Source organism: Telluribacter roseus, from assembly GCF_017355915.2.
Lineage (GTDB): Bacteria > Bacteroidota > Bacteroidia > Cytophagales > Spirosomataceae > Telluribacter.
In genome coordinates, this window is record NZ_JAFEUV020000004.1 from 397,130 (window position 1) to 417,396 (window position 20,267).

Sequence of the window (20,267 nt, forward strand, 5' to 3'; positions counted from 1 at the left end):
CTTTTGCTTTTACTCCATCCACAGTGTTTAATCCAGGAACAAGTATATTTGGCTAATTCAAATTAGCTATACAAAGGATGAATAAATTCATTATATGCCTCCTTGCTTTTACGTTACTATCACTGCCGTCCCAGTCTCAAAAGGTTAGCCTTCCTGATTCTATTTATTCAGGTAAACAAGGTGGATTGCATGTGCAGGGCGTTGTGGTGGATAAAGCAAACGCATATGTCTACTTTTCTTTTACTGATAGGTTGGTAAAAACGGATCTTTCGGGTAAGTTGATAGGTAGTGTAACCGGCTTTGTTGGGCATCTTGGCGATTTGGCTATTACGGACGATGGGAAGATATATGGATCATTAGAATATAAAAATGATGCAATAGGTAAGGGCATACATAAAGAGCTGGGAGTTAAGACTAGCAATGAGGATGGGTTTTATATAGCCATATTCGATGGATCCCGGATTGTACGTCCGGATATGAATGCGGAAAAAGAAGATGTGTTACGTACGGTGTATATCCGGGAGGCCGTAACTGATTATGCCGCAAAGGTGAAAGATGGCCATGAAGAAAGGCCGCACCGGTTTGCCTGTTCAGGAATAGACGGAGTTGCCTTTGCACCCGCTATGGGAAGCTCACAGGGTACCAGGAAGTTTCTTTACGTGGCCTATGGTGTGTATGGTGATACGGCAAGAACGGATAATGACCATCAGGTTATCTTGAAATACGATGTAAGCGATTGGGACAGGTATGCACAGAAACTATCGCAGGATAGCCTGCACCATTCCGGACCGGAAAAGCCGTTGGAAAAATACTTTGTAAAAACGGGCAGCACGCGGTATGGCATCCAGAATCTGGCTTATGATCCATCCACCGGAAATCTGTTTGCGGCTGTATACCGGGGAGCGAAAGCGCATTTTCCTAACTATGACCTGTTTGTCATTGATGGCAAAAAGAAGCCCACAGAAGGGTATATAACGTCTGACAATAAGAGGGTTAAAGTCAAGACACTCTCTTTGCTGGAAGCCGGTCCCAAAGATCCTGCAACAGGTATTCGGGGCTGGAACTTTAAGTGGGGAGCTACCGGGTTGTGTCCTTTGGGCGATGGATCCTTTTATATATCTCATAATAGCAAGGACAAAGACGGACAACAACAATGTACACTCTATAAGTACAAATGGACAGGCGATAATCAACGTCCATTTATATTGATGAAATAGACGCTCTGTCTGAGGTACCTTATCAGATCTATACGTAAAAAAGGCGACCCATTGGGCCGCCTTTAGAATATATACAGATTGAATATTACAATCCAAGCTCCTTAAGTACCTGAGATACCTTCTCGGCTGCTTCTTTGAACTCGATGGCTGAGTATACTTTCAGACCTGACTCGTTGATGATGCGAGCTCCTTCTTCGGCGTTGGTACCCTGCAGACGAACGATGATCGGAACAGGTATTTCACCAATGGCTTTGTAAGCTTCAACCACCCCGGCTGCTACGCGGTCGCAACGTACAATACCTCCGAAGATGTTGATCAGGATGGCCTTAACGTTAGGATCTTTCAGGATGATACGGAAACCAGCTTCTACGGTTTTGGCGTTCGCTCCACCTCCTACGTCCAGGAAGTTGGCAGGCTCACCACCCGACAGCTTGATGATATCCATGGTAGCCATCGCCAGACCCGCACCGTTCACCATACAACCTACGTTACCGTCCAGTTTTACGTAGTTGAGGTTACTGGCACCTGCTTCTACTTCCAGAGGATCTTCCTCGTTGGTATCACGCATCTCGGCCAGTTCAGAGTGACGGAACAGGGCGTTGTCGTCCAGGTTTACTTTGGCATCTACCGCCAGGATCTTATTGTCAGATGTTTTCAGAACCGGGTTGATCTCGAACATCGACGAATCACTTTCAATGTATGCTTTGTAAAGTGCCGATACGAACTTCACCATCTCCTTGAAAGCTTCACCTTCCAGACCAAGTGCAAAAGCGATCTTGCGGGCCTGGAAACCCTGTAAGCCTACGGTTGGGTCGATCCACTCCTTCATGATTTTCTCAGGAGTATGCTCAGCTACTTCTTCTATATCCATACCTCCTTCGGTAGAGGCCATGATCACGTTGCAGTTTTTAGCACGGTCAAGCAGAATAGACAGGTAAAACTCCTTTGGCTCACTAGCGCCGGGGTAGTACACGTCTTCTGCTATAAGTACTTTGTTTACGCGCTTGCCTTCAGGGCCAGTCTGGTGCGTAACAAGTACCTTTCCCAGAATATTCTTTGAAATGGTACGTACGTCCTCTACCGACTTGGCAAGGGCTACACCGCGCTGTTCGCTACCAACTATTTTACCCTTACCGCGTCCACCCGCGTGAATCTGCGACTTTACCACGTACCATTTGGTACCGGTCTGAGAGCTAAGCTCACGTGCCACTTCTACGGCTTTATCGGGCGTATCAGCCACGACTCCTTCCTGGATACGTACGCCGTATTTCTTTAAGATGCTTTTGGCTTGGTATTCGTGAATATTCATGAGTGTTATAGTAAATTGGTATTTTCACGGCAAATTAACGAATTATTCAAAACGCCGGGTAGTTTTGCAAAGCTTTTGTCGAGAAAGCCTTTGCCGACTCGTAAACAAAAGCCGGCGCAACTAATTTATTGAAGCAAAACCGGATGAGTTCCAGCCCTGTACCGAGGAGTCTGGCGGGGTTGTCTTATTATCTAATGGAAGTACCTAAGGGGCTTCTGATACCGCGGCGGCGTTACGCTTACTATATTTGACTATGACCTTACTTCAAGCCAACGGAATAGCCCGTAAATACGGTGAATTACAAGTATTGAAAGGAATAGATCTGGAAGTCCGGAAAGGAGAGATCGTCGCTATTGTGGGGGCTTCGGGAGCGGGAAAGAGTACTCTGCTGCATATCATAGGTACCCTGGATCGTCCGGATAAAGGTACCGTCAGGATACAGGGAACGGATATATCATCACTGAACGACAAGGCGCTGGCTCAGTTCCGAAACGAGCGTATTGGCTTTGTTTTCCAGTTTCACAACCTGTTAGCTGAGTTTACAGCGTTAGAAAACGTATGTATGCCGGCATTTATAGGGGGGAAAGAAAGCGAAGAGGCCATCCGGAAGCGGGCCGCCGAGCTGTTGGATCTCCTGGGACTACCCGGCCGCATGGATCACCTGCCTTCCCAGCTTTCGGGGGGAGAGCAGCAACGGGTAGCCGTTGCACGCGCCTTGATGAACCGGCCGGCTATGGTACTGGCCGACGAACCCAGTGGTAACCTAGATTCCAAAAATGCCGAGGACCTGCACCGCCTGTTTTTCAGGCTACGCGACGAACTGGATCAGACCTTTGTCATCGTCACTCACAACGAGCACCTGGCCGAAATGGCCGACCGCCGCCTGACCATGCGGGACGGACTCATGGAAGGGGAGATACCTAACATCTAAAATATCGACAGACCGGAGAGCGAGGTAAGGCGCTCGAGCGCCAGCATGCCCAGCGCCGAGTTGCCTTTCCGGTTGAGCCGGGGGCTCCAGACGGCTACACTATACTGCCCGGGATGAATAGCTACAATACCTCCACCCACACCACTCTTACCGGGTAGTCCTACTTTGAACGAGAACTCGCCGGCTTCGTCGTAGAACCCGCAGGTCTGCATGATGGCGTTGACACGCTTGGTATGACTGCCGGATAGAATGCGCTCCTCCGAATCCACCAGTTTGCCACCATTGGCATACAGCAGGAAGGTACGTGACAGCTCGGCACAGGTCATCTCGGTGGAGCACATGTGGAAGTACAGGTCCAGTACGGTATCAATGTCATTATCTACATTCCCGAAAGACTTCATCAGGTTCAGGAGGGCCGCGTTGCGGTAGCCCCATTCTTTTTCTGAATGAGCCACCTGGTAGTTATAGTGGATGTCGGCACTACCGGCTAGCTTTCGGACGAAGTGCAGGAAATCTTTCTTGGGGTCTGACAGGTGGCTTACCAGTATATCGGCAATCACCAGAGCGCCAGAGTTGATGAGTGGGTTACGGGGCTTGCCGTTTTCAAACTCAAGCTGCGTGAGGGAGTTGAAGGCGTTACCGGATGGCTCCACCCCAACCCGGTCCCATACCTTATCCCCAATCAGCGAAATAGCCAGGGTAAGGGTAAGTACCTTGGTAATACTCTGCAGCGAAAACTTCTCGTCACTATCACCAATCCAGAACTGCTCGCCGCTCAGACAGCTCAGGTGCATACCAAACTTATCGGGGTTAACCTTAGCAAGCTCAGGGATGTACTGAGCTACCTGTCCTTCCGGCTGTTCCCCGGCAATCACTCCTTTAATTTCTTCCAGAATGGATTGAAAGTGCATCACATCAAAATCGTCGTTAATCAGCAGGCTATTCATTAATATTCAAAAAGAAAAACTCGTATTAATCACGTATGCAGGAGTAGTGGAAGCCTCCTAGTTACACTGGATTGGTGAACTCCTGGCTCAAAAGTAGGAGTTTTGTTGGGTTCAGTGGTGGGTATCGTAGCAAAAAAAGAGCCGCCTGACTGTTCAGGCGGCTCTTTTTTATGGGATCAGGTAGCAGTTTACCAGAAAAGCTGTGCTTTGGCCACCGCATTGGGGCGTTCCTGTACATTGATTATCCGTAATAGCTGACTGGCCTGTGCGGGTTTGGTACCCGACATACGCAGTGTGCCTTTTTCGTCAATCACCCAGATATTAAAGCGCTCAGGCTGGTAGTGTAGTTTGTGATTGAGGTAGGTACGGTCGGCTTTGCTGAGGCGGGTAGGAATGTGTACCACTACCATTTTCTCCTGACGTAAGGTCTGTACGTAGGGGTGCAGGGCATCCATTTGTTGCTTAACCAGGTGCTGCTGTTCCTGGGGAGCATATACTATGACTAGCTTTTCGTTCCACACCTGCTTTTGTTCCAGTAAAGCCGGTAGCGACACCTGCTGAGCCATTGTACTGTTTCCCAACGCGATCAGAGCAACTACCAGTGCTGCCAGACTTTTTCGTACCAACGCTCTCTTCATATCTATATTACTATAATGTTATCTCAATATTAAATTATTGTTAAGAATAGCATAAACTGGTACAAAAAGCAAATAGTTTAGGAAGAATTTTATAAGGGAAGGGGAGAAGGGGTACAAACAAAAAAAGCACGGGCCAGGCCCGTGCTTTCTCTATGAACAGATGCTGGTATTACATCATGCCGCCCATTCCACCGCCGTGAGGCATAGAAGGAGCACTGTGCTCTTCAGGCTCATCAGCAATCACACACTCAGTTGTCAGCAGAAGGCTGGCAATTGAAGCCGCGTTTTCGAGAGCCAGACGAGTTACTTTCTTAGGATCGATGATGCCCGCTTCGAGCAAGTCTTCGAAGGTGTTGTCCTTGGCGTTGTAACCATAGGCACCAGTTCCCTCTTTCACTTTCTGGATCACTACTGAACCTTCGCCACCTGAGTTAGATACGATGGTGCGCAGAGGAGCTTCGATAGCCTGACGGATGATATTGATACCCGTAGTTTCGTCTTCGTTGTTACCTTTCAGATCATTCAGAGAAGCGGCAGCACGGATCAGAGCTACACCACCACCCGCTACGATACCTTCTTCAACGGCAGCGCGGGTTGCGTGCAGAGCATCATCAACGCGGTCTTTCTTCTCTTTCATCTCTACTTCGGTAGCAGCACCGATGTACAGGATAGCTACACCACCTGACAGCTTAGCCAGACGCTCCTGCAGCTTCTCACGATCGTAGTCAGATGTAGTATTCTCGATCTGAGCTTTGATCTGGTTCACACGTGACTGGATGTCTTCAGTGCTACCGCTACCGTTAACAATAGTAGTGTTGTCTTTGTCAACGATAAGCTTCTCGCTGGTACCGAGGTAGTCAAGCGTAGCGTTTTCCAATTTGAAACCGCGCTCTTCGCTGATCACTGTACCGCCGGTCAGGATAGCGATATCCTCCAGCATAGCCTTACGACGGTCACCAAAGCCAGGAGCTTTCACGGCAGCCACTTTCAAGGCACCACGGATCTTGTTAACAACCAGGGTAGCCAGCGCCTCACCGTCAACGTCTTCAGCAATGATCAGCAGAGGACGGCCGGTCTGAGCTACCTGCTCCAATACAGGAAGAAGTTCTTTCATGGAAGATACTTTCTTCTCAGAGATGAGAATGAAAGGACGCTCCATTTCAACTTCCATTTTCTCAGTGTTGGTTACGAAGTAAGGTGACAGGTAACCACGGTCAAACTGCATACCTTCTACAGTCTTCACTTCGGTTTCGGTACCACGGGCTTCTTCCACTGTGATAACACCTTCCTTACCTACTTTCTCCATGGCCTGAGCGATCATCTGACCGATCTCTTCGTCATGGTTGGCAGAGATAGTTGCCACCTGGGCAATCTCCTTAGAAGTAGAGATATTTTTCTTTTGACCTTCGAGATCTCTTACGATAGTAGCAACAGCCTTGTCAATACCACGCTTCAGGTCCATTGGGTTAGCACCAGCGGCTACGTTCTTTACACCAATTGTGTAGATGGCCTGAGCCAGTACAGTAGCAGTAGTAGTACCATCACCAGCCTGATCAGCTGTCTTGGAAGCAACTTCTTTTACCAACTGAGCACCCATGTTTTCCATGGCGTCCTTCAGTTCAATTTCTTTAGCTACGGTTACACCGTCTTTGGTGATGGTAGGTGAACCGAACTTCTTGTCAATTACTACGTTGCGACCACGGGGACCTAGGGTTACCTTCACGGCATCAGCGAGTGTATCAACACCACGCTTAATTTTGTCGCGGGCTTCTACGTCGAAAAATATCTTCTTAGACATACTTGTAAATGTTAATAAATGTTAGTGTTTGAACTGGATAGTAACAAAAAATGCGTGAACCTCGTCAATCTTAGCCGATTACAGCATAGATATCTGATTCACGCATAATGAGGCAATCCTTGCCGTCTACGGCTATTTCAGTGCCTGAATACTTTCCGTAAAGAACAATATCGCCAACTTTCACAGTCATTGGCTCGTCTTTCTTACCAGGGCCTACTGCGATTACAGTACCGCGCTGAGGCTTTTCTTTGGCGGTATCAGGAATGATGATACCGAACGCTGTTTTTTCTTCGGCTGGTGCAGGCTCTACCAGAACCCGATCCGCTAAGGGTTGTACGTTCACTTGTACTTCTGTTACAGTTGACATAGGTATAAAACGTTTTTATGGTTGTCAGTAATCTTTTTGACAACCTCAGTTATACATAAGTTGTGCCAGCCGCTTTTTCTGTCATTTTTTCAGAAAGAGACTGACAGATTTGACTATTTCTGATTTCGGAAGAATAAAACCAAGGTATAATGAACAATCATAAAAGAACGTTTGGTGTTTATAAATAAAATGTTATATTTTCATCATTAACCTTTTCGTATGTGTTATGACAAAGCTTCATGGTGACTGGTTAACAGAAGGAATATTGGATTTCGAGTATAAAAAATATGTCTTACTGGCATACTTGCAGCACGTACAGAGTCAGTTTACGGAGCACCGGTTGTTCCCGTACCTGCCAGAACTGCGGAGCCATTATGAGAGTAGTCTCCATTTTAAGGAGAAAAAAGGAAGTATAAAGTCATCGTTTCCTAAGAAGCTGACAGGGGTAGACCTGACAAAGCTCAGGCTGAAGTACGAGGAAATGTATAGCGACGATAATTATCTGTCAGAACTAAACCATATTTTGGAATTTGCCATACCGCGCTTTTCGAGTGCCCTGTCAGAGGGGCAGGAGCGGTTCCAGGAGGTAGAGGCTGATCTGACATTCGCGCCTGTGGGAATTATCCCGCTCCGGACGGAGGAGGGGTACCTGTTTATCCACCGGGCCTCCCAGCACGAAACGGCCATATTCCGCTACCAGCTGGCCCTGTACGACTCGGGCCGACAGCGCTATATCCATACCGTCTGGGTAGACTCAGTGACCAAGGGAATAGGTACTACCTTTGAGAACCTGAAAGTAGAACTGGCCCGCAAGTACCGCTCACTGCCTAACCCGGCTACCTACATGGTAGAGAGCCGGCACGACTATCCGCTGCACGAGACTCTGCTGCCCGTGGCGAAGCAACTCATGGTACGGCACCTGGGTGCTGCTTAGTCTGGTATGCCGGCCACTAAACAGAGAAGGCCAGCCCACTGTGGGCTGGCCTTCTCTATTACACTAGTCAGGTACTTACTGAGCGCTGTCAGTAGTAGCCGGAGCCGGAGCAGCCGGTGTAGTAGTAGCATTAGGTACAGGAGCTACGCTACCACCAGGAAGAGCGGTGTTGGTAGCACGGTCAACGTTGATACTGTTGATACCTTCGCCAGCCTGTGAGCCATCACCTACCATGATATATGAAGCCAGTGAGAAGATCATAATAGCACCAGCCAGTCCCCAGGTGATCTGCTCGAGCAGGTCAGTGGTTTTCTTTACACCAAACATTTGTGAGGAGCCCATACCACCAAATTCGCTGGAAAGACCGCCTCCTTTTGAATTCTGTATCAACACCACGAGAATCAACAACACAGCGATAATCGCAACTAAAATTACAAGAGCCAGATACATGCGTTTACGTTAAAATAGATAGTGAATGATTAAATAATATTGTACTTCTGATTTATTTCTGAAATCTGTCTGAAAAACAAAAAGTTAGCTTACTTCTTCGCCATCAATTCGTTGATTTTTTCCGCAAAGTAATCCTTTTTTTCTGGGTTTTTCAAAACAAGTTTTTGGTATACGTCAATTGCCTTGTCAATTTTGCCCTGCCGTACCAGGATCTTTGCCATGGATTCGGTAGCCAGGCTATCCAGTGTGGTCGCCTGCGAGCGGGCTGTCAGGTCTTCCGGTTCAGTTTTATCCTCCAGATTGACCCGGATCGGACCAATGCGCGGATCATTCTGAATAAATTTCTCGATGAGCTCCTGCTGCTGGCGACGGCTGTTGTCGCGTGGTTCGGCGGAAGGCAGAAGATCAATCGTAGGCAGAGGGCCTACTTTCAGCCGCTTATACGTAAGCTCGTCTTCTATGACCTTCTCCGTCACAACGGTATCGTCGACGGGCAGATGCGCCACGGAGGCAGCCTCCCGGGCTTCCTTTTCGCCCGCTATATCTGCCGTTGAGTTAAAGCGATCTTCGAAACGAATAAGTGAAATGGGCTTTTCCAGGCCATAAGGTGCGGCTTTGTCGCGGGATTCATTACGGCCATAGGGCAGGTCAGACAGGCGGTTCAGCAACGACTGCGACCACTCAAACTCGTTCTCTACCATCCGGCGCAGGGTGCTCCGGTTTAGCGCATATACCGCCGCACGGGGTACTACTTCGGACAGAGAGTAGGATGATTTCTGAGAAGCCGCCTTAGCCAGCAGCGCGTAGGAAATCTGGCAGTACGGGTAGGCTTTTACGGTTGCTTCCAGCTGCGCTATATCCGCAGCACTGGTATCCGTAGGATTTGTGACCCAATACGAAAAGGTTTCTCTATCAACAGTACTCATATATAAAGGAGGCAAATAGGTCAGAAAGTATTCAATGAAATTACTACAAAGACGCGCAATTTACCAATCTGCCGCCGATTTATTAAAAATATTCTGAACAATCTGATCCAGGATGGTTGGTAGCAGTCGTGCCTCGTTCTGGTTGAGGGTCTGATTCTGCGGAAAATCAGCGTAGAAGGTGAAAGCCTGATCAAAATTCTTGGTTTCATCCTGGTTGTTGACAAACCGGACCTGTACCGTGACATTGAGGCGGTTAAAGCCGGCCTGGTCGTTGGCAGTAGGAGCCACGGGTACTACATCATAGCCGGTAATGGTACCTTCCAGCAGCAGGTCTCCTCCTGAGGGAAGCAGGGTAAGGTTGGTATTCCGCTGAAAATATTCTTTAACCCGCTCGTTCAGGAGCAGAGGCAGGTTGGCCGGGCCACCCGCTGTACCCATGTTAAAGTTGTTAACAGTGAATGTTTTGATGTCAGGTGACAGGCTGGTACCCGTAAAGGAATAGATGCCGCAGCCACTCAGCAGGCTCAGAACTACACAGCAGGCAAGGGTGACACCCGCACTGCGGTAGGTATTAGGTATATTCAAAAATGGTAATGTCTTCATTGATAGGAGGGTACTAATGTCAGATGTTATAAAACACCATTTCACTCTTCAATATTGTACTGCTTGATCTTCCGGTAGAGCGTTCGCTCGGAAATACCCAACGCCTGCGCCGCGTACTTGCGCTTGTTGTTGTTTTTGCGCAGAGCTTTGATGATCATTTCCTTTTCTTTCTCTTCCAGCGAAAGCGATTCGTCTTCCTCGGTTTCGTGTATTACGTCCTCAATCTCACTACGGGCATCGGAGTAGCGGTCCAGGTCTACGGTCCGGGGAGGGGCAGGAGCGAGCAGCCTCGGTGTTTCGACCGGAGGCGTGTTGACAAGGCTATCGGGGGCGCTCAGGGTACTGAACAACTCCTTGTGGTCATTGAGGATATCGCCTCCGTAATGCTCGTTCTGAAGTACTTCCCGAACCAGTTTTTTTAGCTCATTTACATCCCGCCGCATATCAAAGAGTACCTTGTAGAGTAGCTCCCGCTCCGAGAAGGAGGTCGTACTCTCGTCTCCGGCACCCAGTGGTACCAGCGCCCGACGGCTCGAGTTCTGCACGGGATGAAGGTAGCGGTGCAGGGTTTCGGAGGTAATCTGGGTGTCGTTATTGGTCTCTAATATAGTAATCTGCTCGGCGATGTTCTTGAGCTGACGGATATTGCCCGGAAACTCGTAGGCCATCAGCATTTCACGGGCATCGGCCGTCAGTCGTACGGGTTTGGTACGGTAGCGCTCGGCAAAGTCGTTGGTGAATTTGCGGAATAGCAGCAGGATGTCTTCGCCGCGCTCGCGCAGCGGTGGTACAAAGATGGGTACCGTATTGAGCCGGTAGTAAAGGTCCTCCCGGAACTTGCCGTGGTTAACGGCCTCGCGCAGGTTGACGTTGGTAGCCGCTACCACCCGTACGTCGGTCTTCATGACCTTCGATGAACCTACGCGTATGTATTCACCGTTTTCGAGTACACGTAGCAGACGAGCCTGGGTACCTACGGGCATTTCACCAATCTCATCCAGGAATATAGTACCTCCGTTGGTGGTTTCGAAGTATCCCTTGCGGGCGTCCAGAGCACCGGTAAAAGCGCCTTTTTCGTGGCCAAATAGCTCGGAGTCGATGGTACCTTCGGGAATAGCGCCACAGTTGATGGCAATAAAGGGCCCGTGCTTACGCGAACTCAGACTATGGATAATCTTGGAAAATGACTCTTTGCCACTACCACTTTCTCCGGTAATGAGTACCGTCAGGTCCGTAGCAGCCACCTGTATGGCTACGTTGATGGCGTAGTTGAGCCCCGGCGAATTACCTATAATCCCGAAGCGGTTCTTTATGGCTTGTATTTCGTTGATATCCATGCAATAATCCTTAAAGAATAGTCGGTGGGACTATTCAGCTAGTACTCTCACTGTTACGAACACACATACCCAAACCTCGTACAGGAAAGCTATAAAACTATTTACCAGACCCAGGCTTAGAGCCCGAGCCTGGTGCTACTACTTATACCGTTGCTAACTCAACCGCATGCCCGATGAGGGTAGCGGCGGTACACTCGGTAACCAGCACGTGGGCGTAGTCGCCTTTCCGGAAGTTCTCCTTCGGGAATACCACTACCTTATTCTGGTCGTTGCGGCCCTGCAGGTGCTCGTCGGAGCGCTTGGAGGTACCTTCTACCAGTACTTTGTGTACCCTGCCCACAGCCCGCTGGTTGCGTTCCAGAGACAGCTTTTGCTGTAAGGCAATGATCTCGCTGAGGCGGCGCTTCTTTATATTCTCGGGTACATCGTCGGTCAGTTTCTTGGCGGCAGGAGTACCCGGGCGCTCCGAGTAGGCAAACATATACCCATAGTCATAACGGGCGTACTCCATCAGCGTCAGCGTATCCTGATGTTCTTCTTCGGTTTCGGTACAGAAGCCCGAGATCATATCATGTGAGATACCGCAGTCGTCACCCAGGATGGCGCGGATCCGGTCGATCTTCTGGATGTACCACTCCCGGTCGTAGGTACGGTTCATCAGCTGCAGGATGCGGCTGTTGCCACTCTGAGCCGGCAGGTGTATGTACTTACAGATGTTATCGTACTGCTTCATCGTGTACAATACTTCATCCGTAATATCTTTGGGATGAGAGGTACTAAAGCGAATGCGCAGGTCGGGGCTTACCAGGGCTACCTGCTCGAGTAGCTGCGCGAAGTTGATGTGCTCGCTGCCGTCGGCGCTGGTCCACTTGTAGCTGTCTACGTTCTGTCCCAGCAGGGTTACCTCCCGGTAGCCGTCGCGGAAAAGATCGCGGGCTTCCTTAATAATAGAGTGGGCATCGCGGCTGCGCTCGCGGCCACGGGTATAGGGTACCACGCAGAAGCTGCACATGTTGTCGCAGCCCCGCATAATGGAGATAAATGCCGTAACACCGTTAGAATTGAGGCGGATGGGGGAGATGTCGGCGTAGGTTTCCTCACGCGACAGGAACACGTTTACTCCTTTCTGGCCGGTTTCGGCTTCCTCCACCAGACGGGGCAGATCGCGATAGGCATCCGGGCCTGTCACGATATCCACCATTTTCTCCTCTTCCAGAAACTTGGCCTTCAGGCGCTCAGCCATACAGCCCAGTACTCCTATGAGCATGCCCGGTTTTTTCTTTTTGAGCGCGTTGAGGTGCTGCAGGCGGTTACGTACCTTCTGCTCGGCATTGTCCCGGATGGCGCAGGTATTCAGAAATATCAGGTCGGCTTCCTCTTCCGATGAGGTAGTCGCAAAGCCGGCATTCCGCATCACTGATGCCACTATCTCGCTGTCGGAGAAGTTCATCTGGCAGCCGTAGCTTTCGATGAACAACCGTTTTTTATTCAATGGAGCCGGTTCTTCTTCAGAAACCTTTACAAGTTCACACGCGTCCTTATCGGCTTCAGTCAGTATTTTTAATGTCTCAGTGATTCGTTGTTCCATAGCAAAAGTCAACAGTAATCTGGTAGCGGTACGCAGCCGCCCTTATTTCGGGAATTGGTATTGTACAAACACTCGATCGGATAAATAGCTACTTATCCTGAACGAGTCGCAAAGGTACGAATTATTGTGATAGTACTGACAAAGTGGCAGAGCGACTTCACGTAAAATTTATCAGAAAAAGCCTCTTAGAAGGGGTAGCCTACACCCAGGTTCAGATTGAGGAAGTTGGGCTGTCGGGTGTCAAAGAGCCGGCGCCGGTTCAGGTCGTCGAGCACGAACTCTTTAAGGTAAGGGTCGTATACTTTTACCCCAAAGTCAAACCGCAGCACAAAGTACGAGAAGTCGTACCGGATACCGAAGCCGGTACCTACGGCTATCTGGCTGGAAAAGGTGCGCCAGTCGAAGTCGCCGGGGGATTCGGAGCTGGCACGGGGGAAGTTCCAGACATTACCCGCATCAATAAAGAGAGCGTAGTTGAGATTACCGAAAAACTCAGCCAGAAAGCCCCGGTACTCCAGGTTGCCTTCCAGCAATAGCTCGCCCGGTGCCTCTACCTGCAGGTTGCTGGAGGTAATACGGGGGCGGGCTGAGCCGGGCCCCAGACGGCGGGGGAGCCACGCCCGGATGCTGTTGGAGCCACCCGCGAAAAAGTACTTCTCGTAAGGCGGTACCGAGCTGACGCCGTAGCTGTGTACACTGCCGGCGTTGACGCGGGCCACAAACGAGGCGCGGGAGTTGACCGGCCAGTAGCGGCGGTAGTCGGCATTGAGGCGGATGTACTGGAAGAACTGCAGGTCGCCAAACAGGTTCTGAATCAGCCTTTGCTGACCGGGGAAAATCCCCAGCGTAGTACCACCCGACTCTACGGCCAGGCGCAGGTACTGTGCCTTGGTAGGTGCCCCCAGCAGCGTATTGGTATTGTAGACGTACGAAAAGTTAATATCCGACACGAACGACTTCCGGAAACTATTGATCAGGTTGTTGCCCTGGAGCTGCAGGGTGTCCAGCAGGTTGCGGAAGCTGGGGTTCAGGCGGCTGGTGTTGATGATGTTCAGGTCAATGATCGACAGGTTGTAGAATCGCGTCAGGGACGGCTGCAGTGAGTACGTCAGTGCCGACTTCACACTGGTACGGGTGTACTCGGGCCGGTTGACGTAGTTGTAGCCGGCACTTACCTGCGTCGTCGGACTGAATTTGCCCAACTGGTAGCGGATACCGCCTACGGGGGCCAGCAACTGGGGGAATTGCAGCGAAGAGTTGAGGCTGAACTCCTGACTACGGTACAGGCGGGCGTCGCTAAAGCCGGTAACAGCTTCGATACCTCCGCGCAGGTTCACCTCGAAGTTTTCCAGACCGTTAAACACGTTGCGGATCTTGTAGGACAAGTTGGCAAACGGTCCGGGCGTCTGCTGGATCTGGATGACGTTAAGTCCTACGTCGGCCGATATCTGGTACTTGTCCAGCGGTATAGCCCGAAAATGACCATGCAGGCGGTTGCCGGTGGAATCAAAGCCGTAGTTGACAAAGCGAAACTGATCCATCAGCGATAGCTGCCGCTGGGTAAGCCGCTCATCCTCCTGGCTGTATAGCTGCCCGGGACGTATCCGGATCTTGCTGTTCAGAATGCGTGGAGAAAACTGCCTGCCCGTAAATATGTAGTTAATGCCGTTCCAGGTAGTCGTATCTTTCCGGAATAGCGAATCCGGCAGCGTGGCGGGAGGGAGTACCTCAAAGGTTACTGACTCAACGGTATAAGCCGTGTGTTTGGCCTGGCCCTGTCCCGCCGGTGCCGGAGGATTATCCACCCGTACCAGTATATCGACCATCTTGCGTGAGGTATCTGCAAAACTGATGGTATCATTGACCAGATACGAAATGTACTGGCGCGAGAATCCGTAGTAGCCATTGTTGCGCAGGAGTGTCTCTACCCGGATACGTTCCGACTCGAAGGCATCACCATCGTACCGCTGCAGGGGCTTCAGGTCTGCCTCTTTTTTGGATCGTTGTAATAAACTATCAATGTTAAAGTCCCTAACCTGATACGATATGTTGCGCAGGTAAGTAGGACGGTTCTCTTTTACGTGGTAGTCCACCTTGACACGCTGGAATATAGTATCCGTCCTGAAGCTGACACTGGCGTTAAAAAATCCGTTGTTGAACAGGTAGTTGCGCATCTTATCAGCGTTGCGGGAGGCATCAGCCTCGTTGAAGTATACAGGCGGTTCGCCCAGTACCCGCATCATGAAGTTGCCTTCCTCCACCTTGCGCCGCGCCCTCTCTATCCGTTTGCCGTACCTGCGCTGTATTCGTTTTAATTTATTCAGATCATCGGCGTAGAGTGCAGCCTGTTGCTGGTATTCTTGGGTGATCTCGCTTAATTTGCGTTGCTTTTCCTCCCGGTTGTATACTACCTGTCCGACCTGGTAGAGGGCCAGGTACGGAAATATAGGCAGTCCCAGAAAACGCCGGTTGGGTTTTTGAGGAATGAGAGCTTCCAGTTCATCGTCCTTGATGACCTTGTTGCCCTTAATGGTAGAAATACCTAACAGGTAGCGTCTGGATTCGGTAACGGATTGGGGGGCACAGCCTGACAGACCAGCCAGAAAGAGGCCAAAAAAGCAGATCAGTAGTACGCAACGCTTGCTAGTCAATGTTATCTAAGAATCAGATCAAGTATATAAATTCGCTGCAAATTAAGAAGTATCGGCAGCAGCACCAATCCTTCGTGGTAGAAGGAGCCAAAAGTGTCGTAGAATTACTGGCTTCTGACTACGAGGTCGAGACCCTTTGGGCTACATCGGAGTTTCAGCAACAACACCAGGCGGTTCTCGCAGCACGTCGGGTACCGCTGGAGACCGTCACACTTTCCGAACTCGAAAAGCTGGGGTCCTTCCAGAGCAATGACTCCTGCGTGGCCGTAGCTAAAACGAAGGAGAACCGGTTTTTGTGTGCCGATCCGGGTGAATATGTCCTGCTCCTGGACGACGTACGTGACCCGGGTAATCTGGGAACGATCCTGCGGATCGCCGATTGGTACGGCATCACCAAGATAGTCTGCTCCGAAAGTACAACCGATCTGTATAACCCCAAAGTAATAGCTGCCAGCAAAGGCTCCTTTACCCGCATCAACACCTACTACACTGATCTGCCCCCCTTCCTGAGCCAGCACGGAGCCGGCGTGGGAGTGATCGGGGCCTTTCTGGAGGGGGAGTCGTTGTACGACTTCCGGTTCCCGTCGCAGGGAGGGTATGTGGTCATGGGTAACGAGTCACAGGGAATCGGCGAAGCCGTAGGTACTTATGTCACCCATAAAGTAACGATTCCGCGCTTTGGTGGCGCGGAATCGCTCAATGTAGGTATTGCTACGGCCGTGATATGTGATAACCTGCGCCGCCAGCTACACAAAGGTTGAGATGGCGGCTTCTTCGGCCAGCTTTTCGGCGTTTTCTTTGCCGAGGTAGTTATCGATCACGTAGTGAGCCAGGTACAGGAGTGGCGTAGCCAGTATAGCTATGACGCCCTTGTATAGGTAGTTAACAACCCCTACCGACAGTACCTGCTGCATGCTCCAGTTACCAAATACGTAGAAGGCGATGCCGAGCACAACGAAGCTATCAATCAATTGAGAAAACAGGGTAGAGCCGGTAGCGCGCAGCCAGATGTGCTTGGGGCCGGTACGCTTACGGAGCCAGCTAAACACCGAAATATCGAGTAGCTGCCCCAGCAGGAAGGCTACAATAGAACCAACCATGATACCCATGCCCTGACGGAATATGCGGGAAAAGGCTTCGTTGATATTGAGTGCGTTGCCGGCATCATCTACTTTATTGATGTCCAGCCAGAACTGAGCCGGAGGAAGCGCGGTAGCCATGTATATGACCATAAACATGTAGACGATAAACCCGGCGGTAAGAAAGGAGATCCGGCGTACGCCCTTGCGCCCGAAGTACTCGTTGATAATATCGGTACTCAGAAACACAATGGGCCAGGTGACGACTCCTGCCGACATGTTAAAGTCATACAACTCTCCACCCACGGGTACCTGAGAGGGAGGGAGGCCCAGCAGGTTTTCTACTGAGAATATCTTGGCTCCGATGATCTCGGCGATAAGGGCGTTGGTCAGGAAGAGGCCACAGAGGAATAGAAAGAGACGCTGCCTTTTACGTTCGTAGAGGGATTGCTGTTCCATTGCTGAATGGGAGGATAAGTGGGACAGTGTGATGATAGATCATGCAATTTATAAAACTTCTCCATACAAAAAGCGGCCCGACTGTTGGTCCGGGCCGCTTTCTATATCAGGCAGTAACTTCTTCGAGGGTTCGGGACGAGTGGATACGCCGGGAGTCGAGGAAGAGCTCTATCTTATCCATGGCCTGATTGAGTTCGTCGGCCGTAGGCAGGAACACAATCCGGAAGTGATCGTCGCGGAAGTAGTTAAATCCGGTACCCGACACGACCAGTACCTTTTGCTCACTCAGCAGCTCGTACACAAACTGATCATCGTTCCTGAAATCAAATTTATTGAGGTTGATCCTGGGGAACAGGTACAGGGCGCCTTTGGGCTTCACGCAGGTAATACCCGGTATGGCTGTAAGCCTTTCGTATACTAGGCTCATCTGCTTGTGCAGCCTGCCGGCAGGCAGTACCAGATCCTTGATACTCTGGTAGCCGCCCAGGGCCGTCTGAATGGCAAACTGCGTAGGTACATTGGCGCAGAGGCGGGCACTGGCCAGGAACAGGATTCCTTCTATATAGGATTTGGCGCGTTGCTTGGCCCCGCTCAGGATCATCCATCCTCCGCGGAAGCCGGCCGCCCGGTAGTTTTTGGATAAGCCTCCGAAGGTTACGCAGAGGGTATCGTGTACCATAGTAGCCATGGGGTAGTGTACCGCCCCGTCGTACAGGATCTTGTCGTAGATCTCATCAGAGAATACGATCAGGTTGTGCTCTTCGGCAATGCGGGCTATACGCTCCAGGATGGCTTTGTCGTACACCGCTCCCGTTGGGTTGTTGGGGTTGATCAGGACCAGTCCGCGTGTCCTGGGAGTAAGCTTGCTTTCGAGGTCGTCCAGATCAGGGTTCCAGTCCGACTCCTCATCACAGATGTAGTGCACGGGTTTGCCCCCGCTCAGTGCTACCGAGGTAGTCCACAGGGGGTAATCTGGTGAAGGTACCAGTATCTCGTCACCCGGATTGAGCAGGGCCTGCATCGAGAGCAGGATCAGTTCGCTTACGCCATTCCCGATAAAAATATCGTTGATTTCGACGTCAGGAATACCCAAAGTCTGGGTGTAGTGCATCACCGCCTTCCGGGCCGGAAACAATCCCCGCGAATCGGCATAGCCCTGCGCGTTGCGGATGTTCATGATAATGTCGTGAACGATCTCGTCGGGGGCGTCAAAACCAAACGGAGCCGGATTGCCAATATTCAGATTAATGACCTTGTAGCCCTGGCTTTCCAGTTCCAGTGCCTTCTGATATACAGGTCCTCTGATGTCGTATTTAAGGTGGTCAAGTCGGTGACTCTTCAAAAAGTCCATACGTACGCGGGAATGGTGAATGCTTATAGGAGGACTCACGAAAGTAGCTTGTACTAACCGTAGTACCTCTAAAAGCAAAGGTAGGGAATTTGGAGAGAATGGAAGATATACCAGCGGCTAAATCTACTGCCTGTGCGCCTGAGCAGCGAGCTGACTGAGGTGGTGCTTCAGATGAGCCAGGTAGTCTTCGGCCAGGAATAGCATGGTATGCTCTTCCGCCAGATCTTTCCCGACGTTGCAGGTCTTGTAGTAGTGGTCGGGCGGCATGACCCGAAGTACCCGGCATAGGTGATTGTTCAGCACTTCCCACAGGAGCAGCAGGGCTTCGGTAGGGTAGTGCTCGTAATCCTGAAGGCGTACCCACGCATCCTGGTTATAGATGATCCGGGGAGTAGTTTCGTACTGGCTTCTGACAAACCGCAGGATGTTGTTCTGGGCAGAGTCTGCCAGATGTCCCATGATTTCTTTTTTACTCCACTTCATGGGCGAATCCTTGAAGCTCCAGTCCTCTTCGGGGATGGCGCGCAGCACTGGTAAGGCACCCCGTACAGTCTGCTCTATATTATGTATAACCTCATTCATTGTACATCAAAATAGACGGAAACTAGACAATAAAGGCCTTTCTCTTGATATTTTACGATCTAATCTAATAAATGTTAAATAATTGTAGGGGTAGATTCTACTACTTTACGTCTCATATAGCAAAGGCAAGCTTCTGCCAGGAGCTTTTGCCTGAAAAGTTTTAGCTGTGTCAATAGTCAATTTCTACTAAATTGTAGTACTATATATGACGACACAGTTACTTTCTAGCTGAGTATTACTGCAAGTAGAATTTTTGTTTTCATAGGTTGGAAAAGCCAGTTGTGTTCGATCATAGCTGGCTTTTTTGTGCATTATAGGCACGTTGCTGTATATTCATTTTATTAAAAAAGCCGGGTATTACACCCGGCTTTGTGGTATCAGAGCTGCTTACTTCTGGCTTTGAATTTCTTTATCTGACTTTCGTTGATCTGGTAATGCTTTTTCACCTCCTCGTAGTTAGACAGGTCAACCCCTTGCTTGCGAAGGTTACGGGCAAAGTCAGCCGGAATAATGACCACCCGGAAGGTTTGGTTCTGGGTCCACTGAGCACCCAGCGTCGACAGGTTAAACTGGGCGTCCATAAAGACACTTACATCCAGGAAGGAGTGATCAAAGTTGTACTGCATAATACCCTGTTGCATCAGAATTGTCTGGGGGAGCAGGCGCCATACAGCTATGGGACCTGATTCATCCTCTAGTTCTTCCCACAGCCGGTATACCAGTACGGCATCTGTTTCGAACACCTCGACTTCTTCGGGCGGAAAGTCGAAGTAGATGCGATACTCGTTTCCACTATTGAAAGATCCTTCGAAATCAAAAACGGTACTTACAACATTGACTCCGTTCTGACCAGCGGGACCAGCCGGCCCCTGTGGACCTTGCGGTCCGGGTACTCCTTGGGGACCTTCGGGTCCTTCACAGCCCATAAACAGGACAGAAGTTGACAAAAGGAGAGAAAAAAATAGTTTTTTCATGAGAGAATGAGTTATGGATATGAATCGCATTTACCCTATATCTACTCGATTACTATATAATATGTTTTATAGTTGAACATTAATATAAAGCACTGGTTTAGTAGTGGAAATAAATCTTCAACTTTC

Annotated in this window: 19 protein-coding genes; 4 read left to right on the forward strand and 15 right to left on the reverse strand. The window is 50.1% G+C overall.

What is annotated here, in order from left to right; all coding sequences use genetic code 11:
* Window positions 1–77: 77 nt before the first annotated feature.
* On the forward strand, window positions 78–1,217 hold the full coding sequence (locus JTN23_RS10765; RefSeq protein ID WP_247234761.1) for a hypothetical protein: 1,140 nt from the start codon (window positions 78–80) through the stop codon (window positions 1,215–1,217).
* An 85-nt stretch (window positions 1,218–1,302) separates the two neighbouring features.
* Here the strand turns inward: JTN23_RS10765 and sucC are convergent, their stop codons facing one another.
* Window positions 1,303–2,526, reverse strand: coding sequence for an ADP-forming succinate--CoA ligase subunit beta (gene sucC, locus JTN23_RS10770; protein ID WP_247234763.1), 1,224 nt, complete (start codon window positions 2,524–2,526; stop codon window positions 1,303–1,305).
* 253 nt (window positions 2,527–2,779) lie between these two features.
* Here sucC and JTN23_RS10775 point away from each other — a divergent pair, with 253 nt between their 5' ends.
* The gene (locus JTN23_RS10775) at window positions 2,780–3,457 is read left to right on the forward strand and encodes an ABC transporter ATP-binding protein (protein ID WP_247234765.1); all 678 of its coding nucleotides are present in this window, start codon (window positions 2,780–2,782) and stop codon (window positions 3,455–3,457) included.
* On the opposite strand, the gene JTN23_RS10780 is transcribed toward JTN23_RS10775, so the two are convergent.
* From JTN23_RS10780 to JTN23_RS10795, 4 genes are all read right to left on the reverse strand, one after another.
* Window positions 3,454–4,404, reverse strand: a complete 951-nt coding sequence (locus JTN23_RS10780) for a glutaminase (RefSeq protein WP_247234767.1) — start codon at window positions 4,402–4,404, stop codon at window positions 3,454–3,456. The two genes, JTN23_RS10775 and JTN23_RS10780, sit on opposite strands and share 4 nt — an antisense overlap.
* Window positions 4,405–4,592: 188 nt before the next feature.
* Window positions 4,593–5,042, reverse strand: coding sequence for a DUF4174 domain-containing protein (locus JTN23_RS10785; protein ID WP_247234769.1), 450 nt, complete (start codon window positions 5,040–5,042; stop codon window positions 4,593–4,595).
* Window positions 5,043–5,211: 169 nt separating this feature from the next.
* Window positions 5,212–6,840 carry a chaperonin GroEL gene (groL, locus tag JTN23_RS10790; RefSeq protein WP_247234771.1) on the reverse strand — a complete coding sequence of 543 codons (1,629 nt, stop codon included), beginning with the start codon at window positions 6,838–6,840 and terminating at the stop codon, window positions 5,212–5,214.
* Between the two features lie 70 nt (window positions 6,841–6,910).
* Window positions 6,911–7,207, reverse strand: coding sequence for a co-chaperone GroES (locus JTN23_RS10795; RefSeq protein WP_247234773.1), 297 nt, complete (start codon window positions 7,205–7,207; stop codon window positions 6,911–6,913).
* Between the two features lie 304 nt (window positions 7,208–7,511).
* On the opposite strand from JTN23_RS10795, the gene JTN23_RS10800 reads away from it, so the two are divergent.
* Entirely contained in the window at window positions 7,512–8,141 is a 630-nt protein-coding gene (locus tag JTN23_RS10800) for a hypothetical protein (protein WP_247234775.1), read from the forward strand.
* A gap of 75 nt (window positions 8,142–8,216) precedes the next feature.
* Here the strand turns inward: JTN23_RS10800 and secG are convergent, their stop codons facing one another.
* From secG to tamL, 6 genes are all read right to left on the reverse strand, one after another.
* Complete coding sequence (gene secG, locus JTN23_RS10805; protein ID WP_247234777.1) at window positions 8,217–8,591, reverse strand: preprotein translocase subunit SecG; 375 nt, start codon at window positions 8,589–8,591, stop codon at window positions 8,217–8,219.
* A gap of 89 nt (window positions 8,592–8,680) precedes the next feature.
* A complete protein-coding gene (locus tag JTN23_RS10810; protein ID WP_247234779.1) occupies window positions 8,681–9,517 on the reverse strand; it encodes a DUF8458 domain-containing protein in 837 nt (278 codons plus the stop codon).
* A 60-nt stretch (window positions 9,518–9,577) separates the two neighbouring features.
* The gene (gene lptE, locus JTN23_RS10815; RefSeq protein ID WP_247234781.1) at window positions 9,578–10,120 is read right to left on the reverse strand and encodes an LPS assembly lipoprotein LptE; all 543 of its coding nucleotides are present in this window, start codon (window positions 10,118–10,120) and stop codon (window positions 9,578–9,580) included.
* A 41-nt stretch (window positions 10,121–10,161) separates the two neighbouring features.
* Entirely contained in the window at window positions 10,162–11,457 is a 1,296-nt protein-coding gene (locus JTN23_RS10820) for a sigma-54 interaction domain-containing protein (protein WP_247234783.1), read from the reverse strand.
* Window positions 11,458–11,599: 142 nt separating this feature from the next.
* On the reverse strand, window positions 11,600–13,045 hold the full coding sequence (gene miaB / locus JTN23_RS10825; RefSeq protein WP_247234785.1) for a tRNA (N6-isopentenyl adenosine(37)-C2)-methylthiotransferase MiaB: 1,446 nt from the start codon (window positions 13,043–13,045) through the stop codon (window positions 11,600–11,602).
* Window positions 13,046–13,230: 185 nt separating this feature from the next.
* Window positions 13,231–15,696: a translocation and assembly module lipoprotein TamL gene (gene tamL, locus JTN23_RS10830; protein WP_247234787.1), complete on the reverse strand. Its 2,466-nt coding sequence runs from the start codon at window positions 15,694–15,696 to the stop codon at window positions 13,231–13,233.
* Between tamL and JTN23_RS10835 the strand changes: the two genes are divergently transcribed.
* Entirely contained in the window at window positions 15,696–16,457 is a 762-nt protein-coding gene (locus JTN23_RS10835) for a TrmH family RNA methyltransferase (protein ID WP_247234789.1), read from the forward strand. The genes tamL and JTN23_RS10835 overlap by 1 nt on opposite strands.
* On the opposite strand, the gene JTN23_RS10840 is transcribed toward JTN23_RS10835, so the two are convergent.
* The 4 genes from JTN23_RS10840 to JTN23_RS10855 form a co-directional block, all read right to left on the reverse strand.
* Window positions 16,443–17,234: a queuosine precursor transporter gene (locus JTN23_RS10840; RefSeq protein WP_247234791.1), complete on the reverse strand. Its 792-nt coding sequence runs from the start codon at window positions 17,232–17,234 to the stop codon at window positions 16,443–16,445. The two genes, JTN23_RS10835 and JTN23_RS10840, sit on opposite strands and share 15 nt — an antisense overlap.
* Window positions 17,235–17,340: 106 nt before the next feature.
* Window positions 17,341–18,585, reverse strand: a complete 1,245-nt coding sequence (locus JTN23_RS10845; protein ID WP_247234837.1) for a pyridoxal phosphate-dependent aminotransferase — start codon at window positions 18,583–18,585, stop codon at window positions 17,341–17,343.
* Window positions 18,586–18,708: 123 nt separating this feature from the next.
* The gene (locus tag JTN23_RS10850; RefSeq protein ID WP_247234793.1) at window positions 18,709–19,167 is read right to left on the reverse strand and encodes a DinB family protein; all 459 of its coding nucleotides are present in this window, start codon (window positions 19,165–19,167) and stop codon (window positions 18,709–18,711) included.
* A gap of 377 nt (window positions 19,168–19,544) precedes the next feature.
* Window positions 19,545–20,141 (reverse strand): collagen-like triple helix repeat-containing protein, encoded by a 597-nt coding sequence (locus JTN23_RS10855; RefSeq protein WP_247234795.1) that lies wholly within the window; start codon window positions 20,139–20,141, stop codon window positions 19,545–19,547.
* Window positions 20,142–20,267 lie beyond the last annotated feature (126 nt).